The 22,926-nt window shown below is 71.7% G+C and carries 23 protein-coding genes and 1 pseudogene; 9 read left to right on the forward strand and 15 right to left on the reverse strand.

The annotated features are described in order from the left end of the window. Positions 1–12: 12 nt before the first annotated feature. The gene (locus OG444_RS11020) at positions 13–795 is read right to left on the reverse strand and encodes an SDR family oxidoreductase (RefSeq protein WP_327261989.1); all 783 of its coding nucleotides are present in this window, start codon (positions 793–795) and stop codon (positions 13–15) included. Beyond that, positions 792–896, reverse strand: a pseudogene (locus OG444_RS11025) (hypothetical protein); the annotation flags it as partial. The pseudogene OG444_RS11025 and the gene OG444_RS11020, both read right to left, overlap by 4 nt. Positions 897–998: 102 nt before the next feature. On the opposite strand from OG444_RS11025, the gene OG444_RS11030 reads away from it, so the two are divergent. Genes OG444_RS11030 through OG444_RS11040 form a run of 3 tightly spaced genes read left to right on the forward strand, consistent with a single transcriptional unit; the run spans position 999 to position 4,008 of the window. Next, positions 999–1,856 (forward strand): enoyl-CoA hydratase, encoded by an 858-nt coding sequence (locus OG444_RS11030; protein WP_327261991.1) that lies wholly within the window; start codon positions 999–1,001, stop codon positions 1,854–1,856. 11 nt (positions 1,857–1,867) lie between these two features. Next, positions 1,868–3,013: an acyl-CoA dehydrogenase family protein gene (locus OG444_RS11035; protein WP_327266733.1), complete on the forward strand. Its 1,146-nt coding sequence runs from the start codon at positions 1,868–1,870 to the stop codon at positions 3,011–3,013. After that, positions 3,013–4,008, forward strand: coding sequence for an acyl-CoA dehydrogenase family protein (locus OG444_RS11040; RefSeq protein WP_327261992.1), 996 nt, complete (start codon positions 3,013–3,015; stop codon positions 4,006–4,008). The genes OG444_RS11035 and OG444_RS11040 overlap by 1 nt, the downstream gene beginning before the upstream one ends. Here the strand turns inward: OG444_RS11040 and OG444_RS11045 are convergent. From OG444_RS11045 to OG444_RS11065, 5 genes are all read right to left on the reverse strand, one after another. Beyond that, a complete protein-coding gene (locus OG444_RS11045) occupies positions 3,989–4,714 on the reverse strand; it encodes a class I SAM-dependent methyltransferase (protein WP_327261993.1) in 726 nt (241 codons plus the stop codon). The two genes, OG444_RS11040 and OG444_RS11045, sit on opposite strands and share 20 nt — an antisense overlap. 107 nt (positions 4,715–4,821) lie before the next feature. Beyond that, entirely contained in the window at positions 4,822–5,370 is a 549-nt protein-coding gene (locus OG444_RS11050) for a hypothetical protein (RefSeq protein ID WP_327261994.1), read from the reverse strand. A gap of 7 nt (positions 5,371–5,377) precedes the next feature. After that, positions 5,378–6,307 carry an alpha/beta hydrolase gene (locus OG444_RS11055; RefSeq protein WP_327261995.1) on the reverse strand — a complete coding sequence of 310 codons (930 nt, stop codon included), beginning with the start codon at positions 6,305–6,307 and terminating at the stop codon, positions 5,378–5,380. Next, complete coding sequence (locus tag OG444_RS11060) at positions 6,304–7,035, reverse strand: glucose 1-dehydrogenase (protein ID WP_327261996.1); 732 nt, start codon at positions 7,033–7,035, stop codon at positions 6,304–6,306. The genes OG444_RS11055 and OG444_RS11060 overlap by 4 nt, the downstream gene beginning before the upstream one ends. 3 nt (positions 7,036–7,038) lie before the next feature. Then, the gene (locus tag OG444_RS11065) at positions 7,039–8,169 is read right to left on the reverse strand and encodes an LLM class flavin-dependent oxidoreductase (RefSeq protein ID WP_327261997.1); all 1,131 of its coding nucleotides are present in this window, start codon (positions 8,167–8,169) and stop codon (positions 7,039–7,041) included. A 129-nt stretch (positions 8,170–8,298) separates the two neighbouring features. On the opposite strand from OG444_RS11065, the gene OG444_RS11070 reads away from it, so the two are divergent. The 4 genes from OG444_RS11070 to OG444_RS11085 are packed head-to-tail and all read left to right on the forward strand — an operon-like array spanning position 8,299 to position 10,456. Then, on the forward strand, positions 8,299–8,904 hold the full coding sequence (locus OG444_RS11070; RefSeq protein ID WP_327261998.1) for a PadR family transcriptional regulator: 606 nt from the start codon (positions 8,299–8,301) through the stop codon (positions 8,902–8,904). Between the two features lie 54 nt (positions 8,905–8,958). Continuing rightward, the gene (locus OG444_RS11075) at positions 8,959–9,150 is read left to right on the forward strand and encodes a hypothetical protein (protein WP_405788545.1); all 192 of its coding nucleotides are present in this window, start codon (positions 8,959–8,961) and stop codon (positions 9,148–9,150) included. Between the two features lie 30 nt (positions 9,151–9,180). Beyond that, a complete protein-coding gene (locus OG444_RS11080) occupies positions 9,181–9,909 on the forward strand; it encodes a VWA domain-containing protein (RefSeq protein WP_327261999.1) in 729 nt (242 codons plus the stop codon). 37 nt (positions 9,910–9,946) lie between these two features. Beyond that, a complete protein-coding gene (locus tag OG444_RS11085; RefSeq protein WP_327262000.1) occupies positions 9,947–10,456 on the forward strand; it encodes a pyridoxamine 5'-phosphate oxidase family protein in 510 nt (169 codons plus the stop codon). A gap of 73 nt (positions 10,457–10,529) precedes the next feature. Here the strand turns inward: OG444_RS11085 and OG444_RS11090 are convergent, their stop codons facing one another. From OG444_RS11090 to OG444_RS11105, 4 genes are all read right to left on the reverse strand, one after another. Continuing rightward, entirely contained in the window at positions 10,530–11,816 is a 1,287-nt protein-coding gene (locus OG444_RS11090) for a DUF1906 domain-containing protein (protein ID WP_327262001.1), read from the reverse strand. 244 nt (positions 11,817–12,060) lie between these two features. Further along, positions 12,061–13,095 carry an ABC transporter permease gene (locus OG444_RS11095; RefSeq protein WP_327262002.1) on the reverse strand — a complete coding sequence of 345 codons (1,035 nt, stop codon included), beginning with the start codon at positions 13,093–13,095 and terminating at the stop codon, positions 12,061–12,063. After that, positions 13,092–13,985, reverse strand: coding sequence for an ABC transporter ATP-binding protein (locus tag OG444_RS11100; RefSeq protein WP_327262003.1), 894 nt, complete (start codon positions 13,983–13,985; stop codon positions 13,092–13,094). The genes OG444_RS11095 and OG444_RS11100 overlap by 4 nt, the downstream gene beginning before the upstream one ends. Then, positions 13,982–14,389 carry a GntR family transcriptional regulator gene (locus OG444_RS11105; RefSeq protein WP_327262004.1) on the reverse strand — a complete coding sequence of 136 codons (408 nt, stop codon included), beginning with the start codon at positions 14,387–14,389 and terminating at the stop codon, positions 13,982–13,984. Before OG444_RS11105 ends, OG444_RS11100 begins: the two co-directional genes overlap by 4 nt. Positions 14,390–14,594: 205 nt before the next feature. Between OG444_RS11105 and OG444_RS11110 the strand changes: the two genes are divergently transcribed. After that, positions 14,595–15,011: a hypothetical protein gene (locus OG444_RS11110; protein ID WP_327262005.1), complete on the forward strand. Its 417-nt coding sequence runs from the start codon at positions 14,595–14,597 to the stop codon at positions 15,009–15,011. An 84-nt stretch (positions 15,012–15,095) separates the two neighbouring features. Further along, a complete protein-coding gene (locus OG444_RS11115; protein ID WP_442810749.1) occupies positions 15,096–15,653 on the forward strand; it encodes a UTRA domain-containing protein in 558 nt (185 codons plus the stop codon). On the opposite strand, the gene OG444_RS11120 is transcribed toward OG444_RS11115, so the two are convergent. The 4 genes from OG444_RS11120 to gltB form a co-directional block, all read right to left on the reverse strand. After that, a complete protein-coding gene (locus OG444_RS11120) occupies positions 15,625–15,825 on the reverse strand; it encodes a DUF397 domain-containing protein (RefSeq protein ID WP_327262007.1) in 201 nt (66 codons plus the stop codon). The two genes, OG444_RS11115 and OG444_RS11120, sit on opposite strands and share 29 nt — an antisense overlap. Continuing rightward, the gene (locus OG444_RS11125) at positions 15,810–16,646 is read right to left on the reverse strand and encodes a helix-turn-helix domain-containing protein (RefSeq protein WP_327262008.1); all 837 of its coding nucleotides are present in this window, start codon (positions 16,644–16,646) and stop codon (positions 15,810–15,812) included. The genes OG444_RS11120 and OG444_RS11125 overlap by 16 nt, the downstream gene beginning before the upstream one ends. Positions 16,647–16,867: 221 nt before the next feature. Further along, positions 16,868–18,328, reverse strand: coding sequence for a glutamate synthase subunit beta (locus OG444_RS11130; RefSeq protein WP_327262009.1), 1,461 nt, complete (start codon positions 18,326–18,328; stop codon positions 16,868–16,870). Next, complete coding sequence (gltB, locus tag OG444_RS11135) at positions 18,321–22,859, reverse strand: glutamate synthase large subunit (RefSeq protein WP_327266735.1); 4,539 nt, start codon at positions 22,857–22,859, stop codon at positions 18,321–18,323. Before gltB ends, OG444_RS11130 begins: the two co-directional genes overlap by 8 nt. Positions 22,860–22,926: the final 67 nt, after the last annotated feature.

A 22,926-nucleotide genomic window follows, 5' to 3' on the forward strand; every position in this document is an offset into this window, starting at 1 on the left:
TCCATTCTCGGCCTACGCGTGCTGGCTGCTGACCGACACCGTCTCGCCGGTCATGTACGACGAGTAGGCGCTGGCCAGGAAGACGATGACGTTGGCGACCTCCCATGGCTCGGCGTACCGGCCGAAGGCCTCGCGGGCGGTGAGTTCGGCCAGGAGCTCCTCGCTGGTGACCTTCACCAGATGCGGGTGCATGGCCAGGCTCGGGGCGACCGCGTTGACACGTACGCCGAACTCGGCCGCCTCCAGGGCCGCGCAGCGCGTCAGCGCCATCACCCCGGCCTTGGCGGCGGCGTAGTGGGCCTGGCCGGTCTGGGCGCGCCACCCGATGACGGAGGCGTTGTTGACGATCACTCCGCCGCCGCCGGAGGCCTTGAGGGCGCGGAGGGCGGCGCGGGTGCAGCGGAAGGTGCCGTTCAGGGTGACGTCGAGGACGCGGGACCACTGGGCGTCGGTCATGTCGACGAGGGCTGCGGTGCCGCCGAGGCCGGCGTTGTTGACGACGATGTCGAGGCGGCCGTGGGTCTGCTCGGCGAGCGCGAAGAGGGCCTGGACCTGGTCCTCGTCGGTGACGTCGCAGGGCAGGGAGGTGACGCGGTCCGCGCCGAACTCGGCGGCGAGCGTCTCCTCGGTCTCCTTCAGGCGGCGGGCGTGGGCGTCGCCGATGACGATGGCGGCGCCCTCTTCGAGGAGGCGGCGGGCGGTGGCTCCGCCGATCCCGGCCCCGGCGGCGGCGGTGACGACGGCGGTGCGGCCCTTCAGCAGTCCGTGCCCGGGGACATAGTCGGGGGTGTTCACGCCCGTACCTCCTTGGGAAGGCCGAGGATCCGCTCGGCGATGAGGGTGCGCTGGATCTCGTCCGAGCCCGCGTAGACGGTGTCGGCGCGGGCCCGTAGCCACCCCCGGACCTCGGTGCGGAACTCCTCGACGCTGCTCATGGCCGTACGTTAACCTACCAAACACTTGTTAGGGAAGCTTCGCCCGTGAAGGATGGCAGCCGCATGCCCGACGACCGCACGCCCGACGACACACCCGTGCTCCACGAGCGCCGCGGCCCGGTCGCGTACGTGACCATGAACCGCCCCCGCTATCGCAACGCGCAGAACAGCGCCATGACGTACGCGCTGGACGACGCCTTCTACCGGGCCGCCGAGGACCCCGCGGTGAAGGTGGTCGTCCTGGCCGGGGCCGGTGACCACTTCTCCGCGGGCCACGACATCGGCACCCCGCAGCGCGACGCCCACCTGCCCTTCGAGCGGCGGGCCGGCCTGTGGTGGGACCACACCGGGCGGCCGGGCGCCGAGTCCCGCTTCGCGCGCGAGTCGGAGGTGTACCTGGGGATGTGCCGGCGCTGGCGCGAGCTGCCCAAGCCGGTGATCGCCTCGGTGCGCGGGGCATGCGTGGCGGGCGGCCTGATGCTGGCCTGGGTCTGCGACCTGATCGTGGCGAGCGAGGACGCCTTCTTCGCCGACCCGGTCGTACGGATGGGCATCCCGGGGGTCGAGTACTTCGCGCACCCGTGGGCGATGCCGCCGCGGATCGCGAAGGAGTTCCTCTACACCGGCGACCGGATGTCCGCCCGGCGCGCGTACGAGGTCGGCATGGTCAACCGGGTCGTGGGGGCGGACGTGCTGGAGGCCGAGACCGAACGCCTCGCCCTGCGGATCGCCGAGATGCCGGCCTTCGGACTGGCGCTGGCCAAGCGGGCCGTCAACCAGGCCGAGGACCTCCAGGGCCTGCACACCGGAATGGACTCGGTGTTCGGCCTGCACCACCTCGCGCACGCGCACAACGCGGAGACCGCGGCGGACTCGCTCGGCGGGATGGACATATCCGCCATGAAGGAGGCGAACACCTGATGGACCCGACGATGAACCTGGCCCAGACGGCCGAGGTGGAGGAGTTCCGGGCCGAGGCACGGGACTGGCTGGCCCGCCGGGTCCCCTCCTCCCCCCTCCCCTCCCTGGAGACGGCGGAGGGCTTCGCGGCGCACCGGGAGTGGGAGGCGCAGCTGCACGCGGACCGGTGGTCGGTGGTGTCGTGGCCCGAGGAGTACGGGGGCCGGGGCGCGGACATCGTGAAGTGGCTGGTCTTCGAGGAGGAGTACTGGGCGGCGGGCGCGCCCGGCCGGGTCTCCCAGAACGGCATCAACCTCCTCGCGCCGACCCTCTTCGACCACGCGAGCCCGCAGCAGCGGGCGCGGGTGCTGCCGTCGATGGCGAGCGGCGAGGTGATCTGGGCGCAGGCCTGGTCGGAGCCCGAGTCGGGGTCCGACCTGGCCTCGCTGAAGTCGCGGGCACGGCGGACGGACGGCGGCTGGCTGCTGTCCGGCCAGAAGACCTGGTCCTCACGGGCCGCCTTCGCGGACCGCGCCTTCGGGATCTTCCGCACCGACCCGGACACCCCGAAACCGCACCAGGGGCTGACGTACCTGATGTTCGACCTGCGGGCGCCGGGCGTGACGGTGCGGCCGATCGGCCGCCTGGACGGCAAGCCGGCCTTCGCGGAGCTCTTCCTGGACCGGGTCTTCGTCCCGGACGAGGACGTCATCGGGGAGCCCGGGCAGGGCTGGCGGATCGCCATGTCGACGACCGGGAATGAGCGCGGGCTGACCCTGCGCTCCCCCGGCCGGTTCCTGGCGGCGGCCGACCGGCTCGTCGGGCTGTGGCACGGGCACGGCGACCCGTCCGACACCGCGCTGCGCGACCGGGTGGCGGACGCGGTGGTCGGGGCCCGCGCCTACGAGCTGTTCACCTGGGCGAACGCCTCCCGCTTCGCGGCGGGGGAGACGATCGGCGCCGAGTCCAGCCTGAACAAGGTGTTCTGGTCGGAGTACGACATCGCCCTGCACGAGACGGCGCTGGACCTGCTGGGCCCGGACGCGGAGCTCGCGGACGGCGAGTGGGCCGAGCCGTGGGTGTTCTCCCTCGCCGGGCCGATCTACGCGGGGACGAACGAGATCCAGCGCGACATCATCGCCGAGCGGCTGCTCGGCCTCCCGAAGGGCCGCCGCTGATGCGTTTCCTGCTGACCGACGAACAGTCGGACTTCGCCCGGACGCTGCGCTCCCTGCTGGGTTCGGCGCAGGTCCCGGCGGCGGTACGGGCCTGGGCGGACGGCGACGCCGGGCCCGGGCGGGCGCTGTGGTCCCGGCTCGCGGCGACGGGTCTGTTCGCGCTGGCCGTGCCGGAGGCCCACGAGGGGGCGGGCCTGCTCCCGCTGGAGCTGTCCCTCGGCCTCGTGGAGCTGGGCCGGGCCGGGGTGCCGGGGCCGGTGGTGGAGAGCGCGGCCGCCTGCGTGCTGCTGTCGGAGCTGGCGGACGAGTCGCTCGCCAAGCGGTTCCTGCCGGGGCTGGCCCTGGGCGAGGCCTCGGCCACGCTGACCCTGCCGGGCGGGAGTCCGTACGCGCCGGACGCGGACGCGGCCACGTACTGCTTCACGGTGTCGCAGGCGGGCGTACTGCGGCTGGCGGGCGCCCCGGCCGGGCCGCTCAGGTCGACCGACCCCGCGCGCCGGCTGTCCCTCCCGCCGGCCGACGGGGGTGAACTGCTCGCGGAGGGCCCGGAGGTGACCCGGGCGGCCGGAGTTGCCTGGCGGTGGGCCCGGCTGCTGACGGCCGCCCAATGCCTGGGCGTCGGTGAGGCGCTGCTGGCCCGGACGGTGGAGTACGCGAAGCAGCGCACGCAGTTCGGGACGCCGATCGGGTCCTTCCAGGCCGTGAAGCACCGGCTGGCGGACACCCTGCTCGCCCTGGAGTTCGCCCGGCCGCTGGTGTGGGCGGCGGCGCTGTCCCCGGGGCCGGGCGAGGTGGCGGCGGCGAAACTGGCGGCCGGCGAGGCGTCCTACCGGGCGGCGATGACGGCGCTCCAGCTCCACGGTGCGGTGGGCTACACCGAGGAGCTGGACCTGTCCCTGTGGCTGCGCAAGGCCCGGCCGCTGCGCGATGCCTGGGGTACGCCGTCGGCCTGCCGGGCCGAGGTCCTGCGGTCGCTCACACCACGGCGACGCTGAGGCTCACGACGTACTGCTCCTCGACGATGCCGTCCGGGAAGAGCGGGCCGAGCAGTTCCCGCTCCCCCTCGAGGTACGCGCGGGTCCGGGCCTCGCCCAGGACCAGGAAGGCGGAGTGGCTGGCCAGGTTGGCGAGGTGATCGTCCAGCGTGATGCGCCGCGACCACGTCACCGACCGGGTGGCGAAATCACCGAGCCCCTCGGGCAGGGTGCGGCAGGGCTGGCCCTCGACCTCGAAGAAGGCCCGGAGCCGCTCCTCCTGTCCGGCGATCCACGGGACGGTGGCGTCCGTGTCGTTCCACCAGATCGCGAGCGCGCCGCCGGGGCGCAGCACCCGCCGGGCCTCGGGCACGGAGCGCGCCGGGTCGGTCCAGTGCCAGGCCTGGGCGTAGGTGAGCAGGTCGACGGAGCCGGTGGCCAGCGGCAGCCGGTCCCCGTCGCCGCGCACGATCGGGATGCCGGGGTGCGTCCGGCGGAATTCGGCGGCCATCCCGTCCCCGGGCTCCACCGCGACGACCTCGGCCCCGCGCTCGTGCAGGAGCGTGGTGGCGATCCCGGTCCCGGCTCCTACATCGGCCACCCGGGCCCCGGCGAGCGGCCGGCCGGTGAGGGACTCGACGGCGTCGAAGAGGGCCGGGGGGTAGCTGGGGCGGTGGGCCGCGTACAGAGCGGCTGCTGCGTCGAAGGAACGGGCACGTGTGGTCATGCGCCCATTCTTTTCGATCACGCAATCGGCAACAAGATCGCGGTACTTGCACCGTGCGGAGAGCGACCGTGGAGGGCTGCTCCTGCACGGTCGAGCGGCCGCGGCCCTCAGGGCCGGCGGCGCAGGGAGATCCGTACGACGAGGGCGGTCTGGAGCAGGATCAGAGCCCCGGTGCCGAGGGCCGGCCAGCGCGGCCGGTCCGGGCGTCCGCCGAGGGACCAGGCCGGTCCGTCGGGGTCCACGGTCACCTTCAGCCGGGCGCCGACCGGGAGGTCCGTCGCGACGGGGCCGGGCAGGTCCCGGCCCGCCTCCGTGCGCAGCCGGAGCGAGGGGGCCGGCGCCCCGCCGTCCTCCACCGTCTTCCGCTCGGCGACGACCGCCAGCTCCTCGCGGCCGCGGTCGTGGAGGGTGTGCCGGTCCCAGGTGATCCCGCCGGCCACCGCGATCGCGACCGCGAGGAGCGCGACGGAGGTGCGGGCGACGAACTCGGCGTCGGTCCCGTGCGGTACGGCGGCGCCGACGACGAAGACGGCCAGCAGGACCGGGACCCAGGCGCCCTCGGGGCCCTGCAGGAACCAGATGGCACCGAACTCCACTGCCAGGAGCAGGCAGTTGCGCAGCACCGCGCCCGGCAGTCTCCGTATCAGTTCAGCCATGGACACATCATGCCTGGGAGGCCGGCGGGATCACCCCCCGGACCCCCGCCACCCAGGCCCCCGCCGCCCGCAGCGCGGCGGCGCCCGCCGGGAGGGGCAGGCCCAGGAAGCCGTGGAAGACGCCCGGGTGGATCTGGACCGTGCAGTCGACCCCGGCAGCCGCCAGCCGACGGGCGTACGCGAGGCCCTCGTCGCGCAGCACGTCGCAGTCCGCGAGGACGATGAGCGCGGGCGGCCGGCCGGCCAGGTCGGGGGCGCGCAGCGGCGAGACATACGGGTGTTCCGGGTCGCCGCCGTACTGGTCCCAGTACCAGGCCATGTGGGCGGCGGTGTGGAAGTAGCCCTCGGCGTACCTCTCCACGGAGGCGGATTCCATCGAGGCGTCCAGCGGCGGATAGAACAGCAGCTGTCCCGCGACGAGCCCGGGCGCGCGCAGGGCGGTCACGGCCGCGAGATTGCCACCGCTGGAGTCCCCCGCGAGCACCACGCGGCCGGGGTCGCAGCCGAGCGCGCGGGCCCGGTTCCGGGCCCAGAGCAGTACGGTCAGCGCGTCGTCGGGGGCCGCCGGCCAGGGGTGCTCCGGGGCGAGCCGGTAGTCCACCGAGACGACCACCGCGCCCGCGGCCACGGCCAGGGAGCGGCAGGTCGCGTCGTGGGTGTCCAGGCCGCACATCACCCAGCCGCCGCCGTGCAGGAAGACAACCAGCGGCCGGCCCTCCGGGCCGGGGGCGGGGGCGGGATCGTAGATCCGGACCGGGACCCCGCCCGCGACGGTGTCGGACACCGAGGCCATGGCCGGGCCCGCGCGGCCGGCCCCGGAGGCCGCCGCCGCCCGCAGGGCCTGCGTGTCGCCCGGCCCGGGGAAGGCCGCCGTCATCACGTCGCACAGCCGCCTGGCCTCCGGCGACAGCGCGTCCGTCGTCGAAAGGTCGCTCATGCCGCCGTCATCCCCCCGTCCACGGTGAACTCGGTGCCCGTCATGTACGAGGACGCGTCCGAGCAGAGGAAGAGGACGAGCTCCCCGACCTCCTCCGGGCGGCCCATCCGTCCCAGCGGCACGTGCGACCAGTCCCGGCCCGCGACCGCCTCGGCCACCATCGGGGTGTCGATGGCCCCCGGGTGCACCGAGTTGACCCGGATCCGGTCCCGGGCGAGGTCGAGGGCCGCCGACCGGGTCAGTCCGCGCAGCCCGAACTTGGTGGATCCGTAGGCCGCGTGGCCCGGTATCCCGACCAGTCCGGCGGTGGAGGAGATGTTGACGATCGAGCCGCCCCCGCCCGCCCGCAGCACCGGCGCCACCGCTTGGATGCCGAGGAACGGGCCGAGCAGGTTGACCCGCAGGAGTGTCTCGAAGTCCTCCAGCCGCTGCTCCTCCACGTGGGCCGTGCGCCACAGGGCCGCGTTGTTGACCAGCGCCGAGACCGTTCCGAAGGCGCGGACCGCCTGCTCCACGACCGTCGCCCAGCCCGCCGGGTCGGCCACGTCGTGGCGTACGTAGAGCCCCTGGTCGCCGAGTTCGGCGGCCACCGCCCGGCCCTCGTCCTCCCGTACGTCGGTGACGACGACCCGGGCTCCCGCCGCCGCGCACAGCCGGGCCCCGGCGGCGCCCTGGCCGCGCCCGGCGCCGGTGATCACGACGACCTTGCCGTCGAGCTGCTTCCCCATGGCTCAGCCCTCCAGGGCGCGGAAGTGCGGGATGACCTTCTCGCCCCACTGGCGGATGGTCTCCATGCACGCCTCCTGGGGGACGGTGCCCATCTGGATCAGGCACATCACCTCGTCGACGCCGATCTCGCGCAGCTGCTCGACGTAGGCGATGGCGGTCTCGGCGCTGCCGTACGCGTGCTCGGCGTTGTAGGTGCCGGTGTCGACGGGGCGGACGGGGATACGGGCCTCGTGCAGCTTGGCGACGAGCTCCTCCCGGCCGCGTGCCAGGGCCGCCACATGGGTCTCGGCGCTCTCCTCCTCCGTGTACCCGGCCGGCTCGGGGCCGTTGCCGTACCAGTGGGCGATGGACTCGGCGAAGAAGCGCTGCCCGCGGGTGCCGAGGCGCAGGGCGCGCTCGGCGTCGTCGAGGACGATGGTCGGGCAGAGGGCGGAGAGATGGTCGTTGGGCTCGGCCCCGACCAGGCGCTCACCGCTGCGTGCCGCGATGGCCCCGTCGTAGACCTTCCGCATGGCGCGTACGTCCTCGGCGCCCGCGAAGCCCATCACCAGGGCCCCGATGCCGAGTTCGGCGGCCAGTTCGAGGGTGTCGTGCCTGGAGCAGGCCATGAACAGCGGCGGGTGCGGATCCTGGACCGGGCGGGGCAGGATCGCGCCGGGGCCGATGTCAATGGAGCCGTGCCATTCGAAGGTCTCCTCCTTCCAGGCCGAGGAGAAGATCCGCAGCGCCTCCTCCATCTGCGGGTGGGTGTCCTCGGGCCTGACCCCGTACATGGACATCTCCTGGCGGGTGGCGCCGCGACCGGCGCCGATGTCGACGCGCCCCCCGGAGAGGACGTCGAGCATGGCCGCGCGCTCGGCGACGCGCACCGGGTGCTGGTAGCCGAAGGGCATGGTGACGACGCCGTGGCCGATGCGGATCCTGCTGGTGCGGGCGGCGACCCAGGTCAGGAAGATCTCCGAGGCGCTCATGTGCGCGTACCGGGTCAGGGAGTGGTGCTCTACGGCCCAGATCCGGTCGAAGCCCATCTCCTCGGCATGGACGGCCTGTTCGACGCAGTCGTGGATGACCTGGCGTTCGCGTTCGGGGGTGGGGTCGGCGAGCTGCGCCTCGAAGATCATCGAGAACTTCACGGTGAGATCCCTCCGTCCGGTGTTTCGTGCCGGCGTTCAGAAGTGGAGTACTTCTAATAGGAATACTTCTAGCAGGCATACCCTTCAGGGGGAAGGGTTGCTGCGGGGACCGGTCGTAGACTGCGCTGCGTGGCAGACGAGACGAACAAGCGCGCGCTCCCCGCGACCAGCTGGGCGGTACTCGGGCTGCTCTCCTTCGGGGAGGAGCTCTCCGGTTACGACCTGAAGAAGTGGTCGGACCGGTCGCTGCGGTTCTTCTACTGGAGCCCGTCGTTCAGCCAGATCTACAGCGAGCTCAAGCGCCTGGAGAAGGCGGGCTACGCCTCCTCGCGGACGGTCGCCCAGGACACCGGGACGCGCGACAAGCGGGTGTACCGGATCACGGACGAAGGCATGACGGCCGTGCGGACATGGGCCCGCGAGGCCCCTGTCGACCCTCCCGTCCTCAAGCACGGGCCGATGCTGCGGCTGTGGCTGGGCCACCTGCTGGAGCCGGAGCAGATGCGTGAAGTCCTGGTCCAGCATCAGGAGTTCACGGAGATGATGCGCCGGCGCGCGGTGGCCGACGCGGAGGGCGCGAAGGACGAGAGCGCCTGGGCGTACCCGACGCTCACCCTCAAGTGGGCGGAGCGGTACTACGCCTCCGAGCGCGACCTCGCGGCCGCCATGCTCGACGACATCGACGCGCTGGCCGCCGGGCGGGGCGAGAGCGAGCCGCGCGGCACGCTCCCGTAGGACCGCCGGAAGTACAGCAGCGGCGGCGCGTCGTCGCGGTGCACGGCCAGGCCGGTGACCCGGCCCAGCGCGATGTCGTGGTCCCCGCCGTCCAGTACGCAGCTGCACGGCGGCATCGGCATCACCTGGGAGCACCAGGCGCACGCGTTCTTCAAGCGCGCCCACGGCTCCGCCCTCCTGCTCGGCGCACCGGCCACGCACCGAGCCCGGCTGGCAGCCGATCCGGGTTTCACCGAGACGGGCTGACAGGCCGGCGCGCTCCCGTACGCTCGCCGCATGACGGGCAGTGCGATCAACCTCCGCAAGGTCGAGGAGACGGCTCCGGCGCTCGTGAGCCTCTACAAGAGCGCCGGGGTCTCCTTGCGCAAGTACGGCATGGAGGGCGGACGGGCCGCGGTCTACCTGGTCCTGGACTACTCCGGGTCGATGAAGCCGTACTACGCGGACGGCAGCGTGCAGGCCCTCGCGGACCGGGTGCTGGGGCTGTCCGCGCACCTGGACGACGACGCCCGCGTACCGGTGGTCTTCTTCTCCACCGAGGTCGACGCGGTGGAGGAGATCTCCCTGGCCGGACATGAGGGCCGGGTCACCGAGATCGCCTCGCGGCTGGGCCACATGGGCAAGACGGCCTACCACGCGGCGATGGACGCGGTCATCGACCACTACCTGGACTCGGGGTCAACCTCCCCCGCCCTGGTCGTCTTCCAGACCGACGGCGGGCCGATCAACAAGCTCGCGGCGGAAAAGTACCTGTGCAAGGCGGCCCGGCTGCCGCTCTTCTGGCAGTTCGTCGGCTTCGGCAACACGCGCAGCACGCAGTTCGACTTCCTGCGCCGGCTGGACGAACTGCCCGTTCCGGCGAAGCGGGCCGTGGACAACGCGGGCTACTTCCACGCGGGGCAGGACCCCCGAAGGGTGCCGGACGGCGAACTCTACGACCGCCTCGTCAGTGAATTCCCGGCCTGGCTGGCTGCGGCGCGAGGTGCGGGCATCGTGCGCGCCTGACCGGCGACCACCGGGGCCACGCGCTTTGATGGGACGCATGACGACGAACAACTGGGCAGCGTTCGAGAAGGCGGAGCCGGAGTTCGCGGCAGCCGTCCAGGCCCGCTTCGCGCAGTACCCCCATCATGTCCTGGCCACCCTCCGCAAGGACGGCTCCCCCCGGGTGACGGGCCTGAATGTCGACATCCGGGGCGGGGAGCTGTGGCTCGGCATGATGGCGGGCTCCATGAAGGCAAGGGACCTCCAGCACGACCCGCGCTTCGCCCTGCACACCAACCCGGGCGAGGGCGAGAGCATGCCGGACGGGGACGTACGGATCTCCGGGCGCGCGGTGGAGCAGGTGGACCCGCCCGAACTGCACCGGTACGCGGAGGAGACCGACACCCCGCACCCGTTCCACCTCTTCCACGCCGACCTGACGGAGGTCGTCCGCGTCGAGGTGGAGGGCGACGACCTGGTGATCCGCACATGGACCCCGGCACACGGCATCCGCACCCTGCGCCGCGGCGACGACGACGAACCGCCCCGCGAGGACCCGGCCGAATAGTCCCCCTCGCCTAGGTCGTCTCTTTCGGATCTTGCCGGGCCCGCGTCGCCCGGCAAGATCCGAAAGAGACGACCTAAGCCTGCGGCTTCTTGTCCTTCCGGGCGAGGACGGTCGGGTCGACGTCCACCCAGTTGCGGTCGATGTTGAGGGTGATGCCGCCGTAGGTGGCGTTGTGGTCGCCGCGGAACTGGTGGGCGCGGCGTCGGCCGGCCCACTTGGCGGTGCCCTTCTCCAGGCCCATCTCGGTGTCGGCGACCGAGGCCGAGAGGTTCCAGCGGGCGGCCCAGAGCACGTCCGGCATGACCTGCGGGGCCTGGTGGTAGTGGGCGCTCAGCGCCTTGACCCCCGAGCTCACGGAGACGTAGGCGGCGGAGCGGAAGCCCAGCTCGTGCAGGCGCTGCGTCCAGGCGGTCAGGTAGGCGACGACCGGGGCGTCCCAGGTGGCACGGTCCGAGTAGTTCTCCACGTCGTTGTAGAGCACCGTGCCCCGTGGCAGCCCCAGCGACCGGGCCGCGGCCACCGCGCCCTCGGCGGCCTCCAGGCCCTGCCCGTCGGCCTCGGAGGGGTCGGCGGACAGGCCGGTGCCGGCGTGGTGCCAGGGCTGCGGGCCCACCCAGATGGGCATCAGGTGCCAGCCCGCGGCGGCCTGCCGTTCGACCCAGCGGGCGGTGAGCCGCGGCTGGGCGCAGGCACGGGCCCGGCCGCCGATGTAGACGCCGACCGCGCCGAAGGGGGAACGGGCCCGCCAGGTGTCCATGGCCTTCTGGGTGGGCGCGGTGCAGGCGTCGAAGCCCTCGCCCTTGAAGGGTTCCTGTGGGCTACGGGGCTTCGGGCCGCCGGCGGTCGGCACGGCGACGGCGGGGGCCGGTGCGGGCGGGGGCGCCACGGCGCGCGCCTGCGCCAGTACCCGGCGTACGGCGTCGGGCGTGGCCCCGTAGGAGAGGGTGGCCATGACCGCGGGCCGGCGCAGGGCGTAGCGCAGCTCGTTGCTGTCGGAGCGGGGCGGGGCCTCGCGCAGCGCGCTCCAGGAGTCCACGGCGACGGTCGGGATGTCGGCGCGCTCCGGGGCTCCGTCGAGGGGTTCGAGATGCAGGGTGTCGGCGCGGCGGGCGGCGGCGCGGCCGGTGCATTCGGCCTGGGTTCCGGCGTGGCCGAGGTACAGCGTGGGCAGGTCCAGGCGCACGCAGGCGTCGGGGTACCGGTCGAGGTCGACGATCCGCCAGCCGGCGGGGAGGGTCACGCGCAGCCCGCGGTAGTCGACGCGGGTGGGGGGCGGCCGGTCGTCCGCGGCGGCGGGCTGGAGGGGAAGGAGCAGGGCGGCGGCGAGCAGGCCGCTCAGCAGGGTTCGGACGGGAGCCATGATCCAGATGGGTATCAGACGCGGGCCGCCGTGAACTTCGCATGCGCCGATCGCAGTTGGCCCGTACGGCCCAGCCGGGTCCGGGCCGGCCCGTCGGGGTGCGTCACCTGCACGAGTGATGCGCTCCCGGGCCCGTCACGGCGGGCGACGGGCGGGCGACGGGCCCCCTTCCGCGGGCGAGTAGGGTCGAGGGGCGGCCGAAGCCAGTTGCGTTGGCTTCGGCCGCCCCTTTTTCCCCTCCCGGTCAGGCCGTACTGCGGCGCAGCCACCAGGTGCAGAACCCGGCCAGCAGGCCGGAGAGGGCGAGGAAGATCCCGGTCTCGATCCACTGGAAGGTCCAGTAGCGGTCGGCGGGCTGGTACTCGACCTCGATGTGAAGGTCCGAGGTGGCGAAGCAGCCGAAGGGGTCCGCCCTGGGATCGGCGCAGCCCTTGACCCCCCGGACCTCGTTGCCGGCCGGGTCGAGCACCGCACCCGGGTCGGACACGACCCAGACGCCGGGCTTGAGGACCCCGACCCGCAGATAGGTGTCGTCTCCGGAGCCCATCAGCTGGACGTGGTTCCCGTTCCAGCCCTCCGCCGGCGCGCCGGACGATCCGTCGCTGCCGATCGGCGCCATGACGAGGGAGCTGAGCGCGACCTCGGCGCGCTCCGGCGTCATGTAGTGCGGGCGGATCGCGAAGGGTACGAGGATCTGGACCGCGAGGAAGGCGACGAGGGTCGCGGCCATCGCGGGCACGGTGCGCCGGATCAGGAGTCCGGCGCAGGCGCCGAGGGTGAAGGCGAACGCCGCGTAGCCGAGGGGGACGATCGCCCGTCCGCTGAACATGAGGGCGGTGAACCGGTCCAGGTTGACCCGGTCGACGGGGCTCGCCCACCAGGTCACCAGGAGGCTGAGCAGCCCGGTGACGGCGACGGCGGTCAGGCCGACGCCCGCGAGCTTGACCAGCAGCCAGTGGCCTCGGGTGATGCTCTGGTTCCAGATGAGCCGGTGGGTGCCGGTCTCCAGTTCACGGGCGATCAGCGGGGCGCCCCAGAAGAGTCCGATGATGCCGGGGACGGCGAGCAGCAGGCTCGTGACGTAGTAGGTCAGGGTCCGGTACTCGACGACCAGCGCGCTCCGGGCCCTCTCACAGTCACCCTGGCAGTCGGCGACGGTGCTGTCGTAGAGGTCACGCATCTGGAGGCCGGTGACCGCGAGGAATATCGCGAGCGCGGCCAGGACGGCGAGCGCGGCGAGGGTCTGGACGCGGTACTGGCGCCAGGTCAGCCAGATCATCGCTGGTTCTCCCCGGTGGGTCGGAGGCCGGAGCCGGCCCTGGCCTGGCTCATGTAGGTGAGGACCAGGTCCTCCAGGTTGAGCTGCTCCAGAATCCAGGAGGCATCCTGGACCGCCTGGTCGGAGCGCACGATGAAGGTGCTCTGCCGCTCGGTGTGGGTCTCCAGGACGACCTGCATGCCCTGGGGCAGGGTGGCCGCCTCGCGCCGGGCGGTGATCAGCCGGAAGTGGGTGGAGAGCAGGTCGTCGACGTCGCCGGCGATCTGGACCCGGGAGGCGACCAGCGAGATGAGGTGGTCGCAGACCCGTTCCAGGTCGGAGACCAGGTGCGAGGAGAGCACGACGGTGGTCCCGTGCTCGGCCACGACCTCCATCAGGCTCTGCAGGAACTCCCGCCGGGCCAGCGGGTCCAGGGCGGCGACGGGCTCGTCGAGGATCAAGAGCTCAGGCCGTTTGGCCACGGCGACGGTCAGGGCCACCTGGGCGCGCTGGCCGCCCGAGAGCCTGCCCGCCTTCTGGGTGGGGTCCAGGCCGAGCTGCCGGATCCGGTCCGCCGCCAGCTGTGCGTCCCAGCCCGGGTTGAGCCGGGCGCCGAGGCGCAGGTGATCGGCGATGGACAGGCCCGCGTAGGTGGGGGTGTCCTGGGCGACGAAACCGACCTTGGCCAGCTGCCCGGGGCCGGACGCGGGGCGGCCGCCGAGCACCTCGATGGTGCCGGAGGTCGGGCCGATCAGCCCGCAGGCCAGCTGTAACAGGGTCGACTTGCCAGCCCCGTTGGGCCCGACCAGGCCGACGACCCGCCCTGACGGCACGCTCAGGGTGCAGTCGCTCAGCGCCTCTTTGCGGCCGTACCGCTTGCCCAGGGCGCGGGCTTCCAATATGGCGGTCATTTCTCCTCTTCGGTGTGCGTGTCCGTGCCGGTGCGGGCGCGGAAGGTGCTCAGGAACAGGGCCTCGATGCTCTCCTCGCCGAGCCCGGCGGCTCGCGCCCTGTCGAGCCACAGCTGCAACTCCCGCCGCAGCGGCTCGTGTTCGGCGATCGAGTCGTCGCCGAGCGTTCCGGAGATGAACGTGCCGACGCCGGGCTTCTTCGCGACCAGGCCCTCGTACTCCAGCTCCCTGTACGCCTTGAGCACGGTGTTGGGATTGATCGCGACGCCGGCCGCGACGTCCTTGACCGTCGGCAGCCGGTCCCCCTCGGACAGCAGCCCGAGCCGCAGGGCCTGACGCACCTGGTGGACGAGCTGCATGTACGGGGCGACGCCGGAACGGGCATCGAGGTGAAACTCGATCACTGTCCTCCTCTATTCATCTAGCTTCCTAGCACTATAGGACTATGCACATCCGATCACTGTCAAGCGAGTGGACGTCAACACGGCTGCGAGCAGCCCGAATTGATGACGGAGCGGACTGAGTACGCGTACTCAGGCAGATGTCGGTACCTCTGGGTAGCGTCGCGACTGTCCGGCGAACGGACGACACGACAACCTGGGGGACGACATGAAGAAGCGCACGACCGCCCTGGCGGCCCTGGCCCCGGCTCTCGCACTGGTCCTGGCGGCGAGCCCGGCCCAGGCCGCGCCGACGGGCGAGATCATCGGCTACCCGGGCCCCGACGGCCTGATCTGGATCGCCGACCAGGCCGGCTCCAGCGGCTTCGTCTCGGGCGGCCTCTCCGAGCGACTGGACACGTTCATCACGTTCGGCTGCGCCGACGGCGGGAGCATCGAGGTGTCATTCCGGCTCCAGGAGCACCCGGACCGCGACCCGGCCCCCTTCACGGTCGACTGCCCCGGCACGGACCCGACGGTCGTCACGGTCCCCCTCGGCACCGGCATCCACGGCGGATTCACCGCGTGGGTGACGGCCTCGACCCCGACCACCCGCTGGGGCGCCACGGTCACCCAGCCCGAGTAGCCCCGAACACACCGCAGCGACTTGAAGCCGGCTCCGTCGCATAGCGTGGAGTCGACGGAGCGGGCTTCAGGCGTGGGAGGCATGGTGAGCGGCGGTGAGTGGACCAGTAGGTCGATGCCGTATCTGACCGCCCGGCCGCCGGGCGCAGCGGACGCGTGGACGGAGGAGGCCGCGGAAGCCGGGCGGCGGGGCAGTCAGCGCATCCTGCATGCCGGAGAGGTGGTGGCCCCCGCCCGCGTCGCCCTCATGCTCGGGCTGGCGGCCGGAAGTACGGTCGTGACGCGACGCAGGCTCATCGAACTCGACGCCGAGCCGACGGAGTTGACCGACACGTACTACCCCCGGGACATCGCCGTCGGCACGGCTCTCGCCGGCGCGGCGAAGATCCGCGGCGGCGCCGTGACGCTGCTGGCCGCCTTGGGGCACGTCGGCGCGCGGGTCGTGGAGGACGTGACGGCGCAGATCCCGCGCGAAGAGGAACGTGAGCGACTGCGTCTCGGGGCGGGTGAACCGGTCCTGCGCCTGACCCGCACCACCTACGACGCCACGGACCGCCCCATCCAGGCGGACGTGATGCTCATGCCGGCCGGACGCCAACAGTTGCGCTACGAGATCAGGCTCGGCCCTTCACAGCCCGGATGAACGGAGCCCATACGGCGGCGGGGAACACCAGGACCGGGCCGACGGCCCCGAGCTTGGTGTCGCGGACCGGGACGAGGTCGGGGAGGTCGTCGGAGACCTCGACGCAGTTCCCACCCTCGGCGTTGGTGTAGGAGGACGTTCGCCAGGACAGACCGTTCACGTCTGCGCGCATCTCGCGTGCTCCTCTGCCACCGACTCGATCAAGGTCAGGGACACCTCCGGCGACAGTGCGGCAGCCCTGGCAAGATCGTAAGACTTCCAGTGGCGCCGAACCAGTGCCGGACAGTCGAGCAACTGCCCTGCATGAGGACCCTCGGTGTACGCCACATCGGGTGCATCACTGAACTGCATGATCCTCACGGACGCGTCCAGGACACCATGGGCTCCGGCGGAGAACGGAACCACCTGCATCGTGATCCGGTGGGCACGAATGCACGACGAGATGTGGCGCAGCTGAGCAGCCATCACAGCAGGCCCTCCAACTGCCGTCCGCAACACTGCCTCGTGCAGGACAACCCATACCTCAGGGGTCTCTGGATCAATCAGGAGCCGTGCGCGTTCAACACGTTCCGAAATGAGGGCATCGACGTGCTCCGCCAGAGCCGTGGGGCTGGCTGCTCGAATGAGGGCCCGTGCATAGTCCGCCGTCTGGAGCAGTCCAGGAACCAGTGTGGAGCCGTAGTCGAAGATGGCCGTCGCCAATCGTTCCAGCTCGGCGGCCTCCGCGAAGTACTCGACATGCTTGGACTTGAACGCCTTGGCCAGGCGAGTGAAGTAGTCACCGGTGCCGAACACCCCGTCGATCACCTCCGCGATCTCCGGCCGCAGCCGCCGCGTACCGCACTCCATCTGGCCGACGTACGCGCCGCTCGTGAAGATCCGCTCGCCCAGACCCTCCTGGGTCAGCCCGGCAGCTTCCCGGTGGCGCCTCAGTTCCTCGCGCGCAAACTCCTCCGGTGTCTGTGCGCCACTCACAGCTTTCGGCTTGGCCATGAGCCAACTCCCCGCTTCCGCAGTGCCCTCGCTCCGCGAAAAGCGTAGTCCCGGCCGCACCGACGGTTCAGCGGAACGCATTGATACGACTACCCAACGCCACAGCGCCCGCCACCCCTGGTCGGGGACGTGGCGGGCGCTGTGTCGGAGTACCGCACACCGTTGTACGGACCGTATGAGGGGTCCCGCCCCTTCGCGGGGGCGGGGTGCCGAGGGTGTTGTTACACCATCAGCGAGCGGTCCGTCGGCTTGACCGGGTACGGGAGGGCACTGCTGCCGGTCAGGAAGCGGTCCACGCCGCGGGCGGCCGAGCGGCCTTCCGCGATGGCCCAGACGATCAGCGACTGGCCGCGGCCCGCGTCGCCGGCGACGAAGACGCCGTCCACGTTGGTCGCGTAGGAGGCGTCGCGGTCGATGTTGCCGCGGGCGTCCATCTCCAGGCCGAACTGCTGGGTGAGACCGTTCTCCTGGTCGGTGCCCGTGAAGCCCATCGCCAGGGTGACCAGCTGCGCGGGGAGGACGCGCTCGGTGCCGGCCTTCTGGACGAGCTTGCCGTCCTCGAAGGCGACCTCGATCAGGTGCAGGGCCTGGACGTTGCCGTCCTCGTCGCCCTCGAAGTGGGTGGTGGAGACGGAGTAGACCCGCTCGCCGCCCTCCTCGTGGGCCGAGGTGACCTTGTAGAGCATCGGGAAGGTCGGCCAGGGCTGGTTGGCGTTCCGGTCCTCGCCCGGCTTGGGCATGATCTCCAGCTGCGTGACGGAGGCCGCGCCCTGGCGGTGGGCGGTGCCCACGCAGTCCGCGCCGGTGTCGCCGCCGCCGATGACGACCACGTGCTTGCCCTCGGCCGTGATGGGGGGCGCCATGAAGTCGCCCTCCTGGACCTTGTTGGCGAGCGGCAGGTACTCCATCGCGAAGTGGATGCCGTTCAGCTCGCGGCCCGGGACCGGCAGGTCGCGGGAGACGGTCGCGCCCGCCGCGATGACCACCGCGTCGAACCGCTTGCGCAGGTCGGTGGCGGTGATGTCGCGGCCGACCTCGATGCCGGTGCGGAACTTGGTGCCCTCCGCGCGCATCTGCTCGATGCGGCGGTTGATGTGCACCTTCTCCATCTTGAACTCGGGGATGCCGTAGCGCAGCAGGCCGCCGATGCGGTCGGCGCGCTCGTACACGACCACGGTGTGGCCGGCCCGGGTCAGCTGCTGGGCGGCGGCGAGGCCCGCCGGACCGGAGCCGATGACGGCGGCGGTCTTGCCGGACAGCCGCTCCGGCGCCTGCGGGGTGACGTCGCCGTTGTCCCACGCCTTGTCGATGATCGAGACTTCGACGTTCTTGATGGTGACGGCGGGCTGGTTGATGCCGAGCACGCACGCCGACTCGCACGGGGCCGGGCACAGCCGCCCGGTGAACTCCGGGAAGTTGTTCGTCGCGTGCAGGCGCTCCGAGGCGGCGGTCCAGTCCTCGCGGTACGAGAAGTCGTTCCACTCCGGGATCAGGTTCCCGAGCGGGCACCCGTTGTGGCAGAACGGGATGCCGCAGTCCATGCAGCGGCCGGCCTGCTTGCTGATGATCGGGAGCAGCGAGCCCGGAACGTAGACCTCGTTCCAGTCCTTCAGCCGATCGGCGACGGGACGGGAGCAGGCGGTCTCGCGCGGGGTGGTGAGGAAGCCCTTCGGGTCAGCCATGGGTCGCCGCCTCCATCATCTTCTCCGTGGTCTCGGATTCCGAGAGTCCGGCGAGCTCAGCGGCGTCCTTGGCGGCGAGCACTGCCTTGTACGTGGTGGGGATGATCTTGCTGAAGCGGTCCACCGCGACGGACCAGTCAGCCAGGAGCTTCGCGGCCACGGTCGAGCCGGTCTCCTCCTCGTGGCGGCGCACCACATCGTGCAGCCACTGCTTGTCGGTGTCGGACAGGGCCTCCACGGCGCCCGCGTTGCCGACGTTGACGTTGTGCGGGTCGAGGTCGATGACGTACGCGACGCCGCCCGACATACCGGCCGCGAAGTTGCGGCCCGTCTCGCCCAGGACGACCGCCTGGCCGCCGGTCATGTACTCGCAGCCGTGGTCGCCCACGCCCTCCGAAACGACCAGCGCACCCGAGTTGCGGACGCAGAAGCGCTCGCCGGTGCGGCCGCGCAGGAACATCTCGCCGCCGGTGGCTCCGTAGCCGATGGTGTTGCCGGCGATGGTGGAGTACTCGGCGAGGTGGTCGGCGCCGCGGTCCGGGCGGACCACGATGCGGCCACCGGAGAGGCCCTTGCCGACGTAGTCGTTGGCGTCGCCCTCCAGCCGGAGGGTGATGCCCTTCGGCACGAAGGCGCCGAAGGACTGGCCGGCGCTGCCCGTGAAGGTCAGGTCGATGGTGTTGTCGGGCAGGCCCGCGCCACCGAACTTCTTCGTGACGTGGTGGCCGAGCATGGTGCCCACGGTCCGGTTGATGTTGCGGATCGAGACCTGGGCGCGGACGGGCAGGGCCGCCTCGGCGGAGTCCGCGTTCAGCGCGTCGGCCGCGAGCTCGACGAGCTCGTTGTCGAGGGCCTTCTCCAGACCGTGGTCCTGCTCGATCAGGGCGTGGCGGACCGCGCCCTCGGGCAGCTCCGGCACGTAGAAGAGCGGCTCCAGGTCGAGACCCTGCGCCTTCCAGTGCGTGACGGCCTTGGTGGTGTCGAGGAGCTCGGCGTGGCCGACGGCCTCCTCGATCGTGCGGAAGCCCAGCTCGGCGAGGATCTCGCGCACCTCCTCCGCGATGTACTCGAAGAAGTTGACGACGAACTCGGGCTTGCCGGAGAAGCGACTCCGCAGGACCGGGTTCTGGGTGGCGATGCCGACCGGGCAGGTGTCCAGGTGGCAGACGCGCATCATGACGCAGCCGGAGACGACGAGCGGCGCGGTCGCGAAACCGAACTCCTCGGCGCCGAGCAGCGCGGCGATGACCACGTCGCGGCCGGTCTTGAGCTGGCCGTCCGTCTGGACCACGATGCGGTCGCGCAGCCCGTTGAGCAGCAGGGTCTGCTGGGTCTCGGCGAGGCCGAGCTCCCAGGGGCCGCCCGCGTGCTTGAGCGAGGTGAGCGGGGAGGCGCCCGTTCCGCCGTCGTGGCCGGAGATGAGGACGACGTCCGCGTGGGCCTTGGAGACACCGGCCGCGACCGTACCCACGCCGACCTCGGAGACCAGCTTCACGTGGATGCGGGCGACCGGGTTGGCGTTCTTGAGGTCGTGGATCAGCTGAGCCAGGTCCTCGATGGAGTAGATGTCGTGGTGCGGCGGCGGGGAGATCAGGCCGACACCCGGGGTGGAGTGCCGGGTCTTGGCGACCCACGGGTAGACCTTGTGGCCGGGCAGCTGGCCGCCCTCGCCGGGCTTCGCGCCCTGCGCCATCTTGATCTGGATGTCGTCCGCGTTGACCAGGTACTCCGAGGTCACACCGAAGCGGCCGGAGGCGACCTGCTTGATGGAGGAGCGGCGCGCCGGGTCGTACAGGCGGTCCGGGTCCTCGCCGCCCTCACCGGTGTTGGACTTGGCGCCCAGCTGGTTCATGGCGATGGCGAGGGTCTCGTGCGCCTCCTTGGAGATGGAGCCGTACGACATGGCGCCGGTGGAGAAGCGCTTGACGATGTCGGCGACCGACTCGACCTCGTCGATGGAGATGGCTTCGCGCTCCGACTTGAAGCCGAACAGGCCGCGGAGCGTCATCAGGCGTTCGGACTGCTCGTTCACCCGGGCCGTGTACTGCTTGAAGATGTCGTACCGGCGGTTGCGGGTGGCGTGCTGGAGGCGGAAGACCGTCTCCGGGTCGAACAGGTGCGGCTCGCCCTCGCGGCGCCACTGGTACTCGCCGCCGATCTCCAGCGCGCGGTGCGTGGCCGCGATGCCGGAGACGGGGTACGCCTTGGCGTGGCGCGCGGCCACCTCCTTGGCGATGACGTCCAGGCCGGCGCCGCCGATCTTGGTGGCGGTGCCGTTGAAGTAGGTCTCGACGAACTCGTCGTTCAGGCCGACGGCCTCGAAGACCTGGGCGCCGCGGTAGGAGGCGACGGTGGAGATGCCCATCTTGGACATGACCTTCAGAACGCCCTTGCCGAGCGCGTAGATCAGGTTCTTGATGGCCTGCTCCGGCTCCAGGCCGGACAGGAAGGTACCGGCGCGCAGCAGGTCCTCGACGGACTCCATGGCGAGGTACGGGTTGACCGCGGCAGCGCCGTAGCCGATGAGCAGGGCGACGTGGTGGACCTCGCGGACGTCACCGGCCTCGACCAGCAGACCCACCTGGGTGCGCTGCTTGGTGGCGATGAGGTGGTGGTGCACGGCGGAGGTGAGCAGCAGCGACGGGATCGGCGCGTGCTCGGCGTCCGAGTGACGGTCCGAGAGGACGATCAGGCGGGCGCCGTTGGCGATGGCCGCGTCGGCCTCGGCGCGGATCTCCTCGATGCGGGCGGCCAGGGCCTCGCCGCCGCCGGAGACCCGGTAGAGGCCGGAGAGCGTGGCGGCCTTCATGCCGGGCATGTCGCCGTCGGCGTTGATGTGGATGAGCTTGGCCAGCTCGTCGTTGTCGATCACCGGGAAGGGCAGGGTGACGCTGCGGCAGGACGCGGCGGTCGACTCCAGCAGGTTGCCCTGCGGGCCGAGCGAGGACAGCAGCGAGGTGACGAGCTCCTCGCGGATGGCGTCCAGCGGCGGGTTGGTGACCTGCGCGAAGAGCTGGGTGAAGTAGTCGAAGAGCAGCCGGGGGCGCTCGGACAGGGCCGCGATCGGGGAGTCCGTACCCATGGAGCCGAGCGGCTCGCCGGCGGTACGGGCCATCGGCGCGAGGATGACGCGCAGCTCTTCCTCGGTGTAGCCGAAGGTCTGCTGGCGGCGGGTGACCGAGGCGTGGGTGTGCACGATGTGCTCACGCTCGGGCAGGTCCGACAGCTCGATCTCGCCGGTCTCCAGCCATTCGGCGTACGGAGCGGCGCCGGCCAGCTCGTTCTTGATCTCGTCGTCCTCGATGATCCGCTTCTGGGCGGTGTCGACGAGGAACATCTTGCCGGGCTGCAGGCGGCCCTTGCGGACGACCTTGGCCGGGTCGATGTCGAGCACGCCGACCTCGGAGCCGAGGACGACGAGGCCGTCGTCGGTGACCCAGTAGCGGCCGGGGCGCAGACCGTTGCGGTCGAGGACCGCGCCGACCTGGACGCCGTCGGTGAAGGTGACGCAGGCCGGGCCGTCCCAGGGCTCCATCTGGGTGGAGTGGTACTTGTAGAACGCGCGGCGGGCCGGGTCCATGGAGGTGTGGTTCTCCCACGCCTCCGGGATCATCATCAGCACGCTGTGCGGGAGCGAGCGGCCGCCGAGGTGGAGCAGCTCCAGGACCTCGTCGAAGGAGGCCGAGTCGGAGGCGTCCGGGGTGCAGATCGGGAAGATCCGGTCCAGGACGCCGTCACCGAAGGCCTCGGAGGCCAGCTGGGACTCGCGGGCCTTCATCCAGTTGCGGTTGCCCTTGACCGTGTTGATCTCGCCGTTGTGCGCGACGAAACGGTACGGGTGGGCGAGCGGCCACGACGGGAAGGTGTTCGTCGAGAAGCGCGAGTGGACCAGGGCGACGGCCGAGGCGAAGCGGCGGTCGGAGAGGTCGGGGAAGAAGGGCTCCAGCTGGCCGGTGGTCAGCATGCCCTTGTAGACGATGGTGCGGGCGGAGAGCGACGGGAAGTACACGCCGGCCTCGCGCTCGGCGCGCTTGCGCAGCACGAAGGCCTTGCGGTCCAGCTCGATGCCCGTGCTTCCGTTGCTGACGAACAGCTGCGAGAAGGCCGGCATGGTGGCGCGGGCGCCGTTGCCGAGCAGGTCCGGGGTGACCGGGACCTCGCGCCAGCCGAGGACCGTGAGGTTCTCCTCGGCGGCGATGGCCTCGATCTGCTCCACGGCGACGGCCTGTGCGGTGCCGTCGGCGGGGAGGAAGGCGATGCCGACGGCGTAGCCGCCGGCCTCGGGGAGCTCGAAGCCGGCCACCTCGCGCAGGAACGCGTCGGGGACCTGGCTGAGGATTCCGGCGCCGTCGCCCGAGTCCGGCTCGGAGCCGGTCGCGCCGCGGTGCTCGAGGTTCCGCAATACGGTCAGTGCCTGCTCAACGAGCGTGTGGGTGGCCTCGCCGGTGAGGTTCGCCACGAATCCGACGCCACAGGCGTCCTTCTCGTTGCGCGGGTCGTACATGCCCTGCTGGGCGGGGCGACCGTCCATGGGCGACCAGGCGGTGGTGCTGGGGCCGGTCGCGGAGTGCGTGGATGCGGAACGCATCGGCTCTCCC

The organism is Streptomyces sp. NBC_01232 (assembly GCF_035989885.1).
Taxonomy (GTDB): domain Bacteria; phylum Actinomycetota; class Actinomycetes; order Streptomycetales; family Streptomycetaceae; genus Streptomyces.

Bases quoted from the DNA above. Each gene is read 5' to 3' on its own strand.
- OG444_RS11030 (WP_327261991.1), top strand. From the start codon at position 999: ATGCCCGACGACCGCACGCCCGACGACACACCCGTGCTCCACGAGCGC.
- OG444_RS11035 (WP_327266733.1), top strand. From the start codon at position 1,868: ATGAACCTGGCCCAGACGGCCGAGGTGGAGGAGTTCCGGGCCGAGGCA.
- OG444_RS11040 (WP_327261992.1), top strand. From the start codon at position 3,013: ATGCGTTTCCTGCTGACCGACGAACAGTCGGACTTCGCCCGGACGCTG.
- OG444_RS11045 (WP_327261993.1), bottom strand. From the start codon at position 4,714: ATGACCACACGTGCCCGTTCCTTCGACGCAGCAGCCGCTCTGTACGCG.
- OG444_RS11050 (WP_327261994.1), bottom strand. From the start codon at position 5,370: ATGGCTGAACTGATACGGAGACTGCCGGGCGCGGTGCTGCGCAACTGC.
- OG444_RS11055 (WP_327261995.1), bottom strand. From the start codon at position 6,307: ATGAGCGACCTTTCGACGACGGACGCGCTGTCGCCGGAGGCCAGGCGG.
- OG444_RS11060 (WP_327261996.1), bottom strand. From the start codon at position 7,035: ATGGGGAAGCAGCTCGACGGCAAGGTCGTCGTGATCACCGGCGCCGGG.
- OG444_RS11080 (WP_327261999.1), top strand. From the start codon at position 9,181: ATGACGGGCAGTGCGATCAACCTCCGCAAGGTCGAGGAGACGGCTCCG.
- OG444_RS11085 (WP_327262000.1), top strand. From the start codon at position 9,947: ATGACGACGAACAACTGGGCAGCGTTCGAGAAGGCGGAGCCGGAGTTC.
- OG444_RS11090 (WP_327262001.1), bottom strand. From the start codon at position 11,816: ATGGCTCCCGTCCGAACCCTGCTGAGCGGCCTGCTCGCCGCCGCCCTG.
- OG444_RS11095 (WP_327262002.1), bottom strand. From the start codon at position 13,095: ATGATCTGGCTGACCTGGCGCCAGTACCGCGTCCAGACCCTCGCCGCG.
- OG444_RS11100 (WP_327262003.1), bottom strand. From the start codon at position 13,985: ATGACCGCCATATTGGAAGCCCGCGCCCTGGGCAAGCGGTACGGCCGC.
- OG444_RS11110 (WP_327262005.1), top strand. From the start codon at position 14,595: ATGAAGAAGCGCACGACCGCCCTGGCGGCCCTGGCCCCGGCTCTCGCA.
- OG444_RS11120 (WP_327262007.1), bottom strand. From the start codon at position 15,825: ATGCGCGCAGACGTGAACGGTCTGTCCTGGCGAACGTCCTCCTACACC.
- OG444_RS11125 (WP_327262008.1), bottom strand. From the start codon at position 16,646: ATGGCCAAGCCGAAAGCTGTGAGTGGCGCACAGACACCGGAGGAGTTT.
- OG444_RS11130 (WP_327262009.1), bottom strand. From the start codon at position 18,328: ATGGCTGACCCGAAGGGCTTCCTCACCACCCCGCGCGAGACCGCCTGC.
- gltB (WP_327266735.1), bottom strand. From the start codon at position 22,859: ATGGACGGTCGCCCCGCCCAGCAGGGCATGTACGACCCGCGCAACGAG.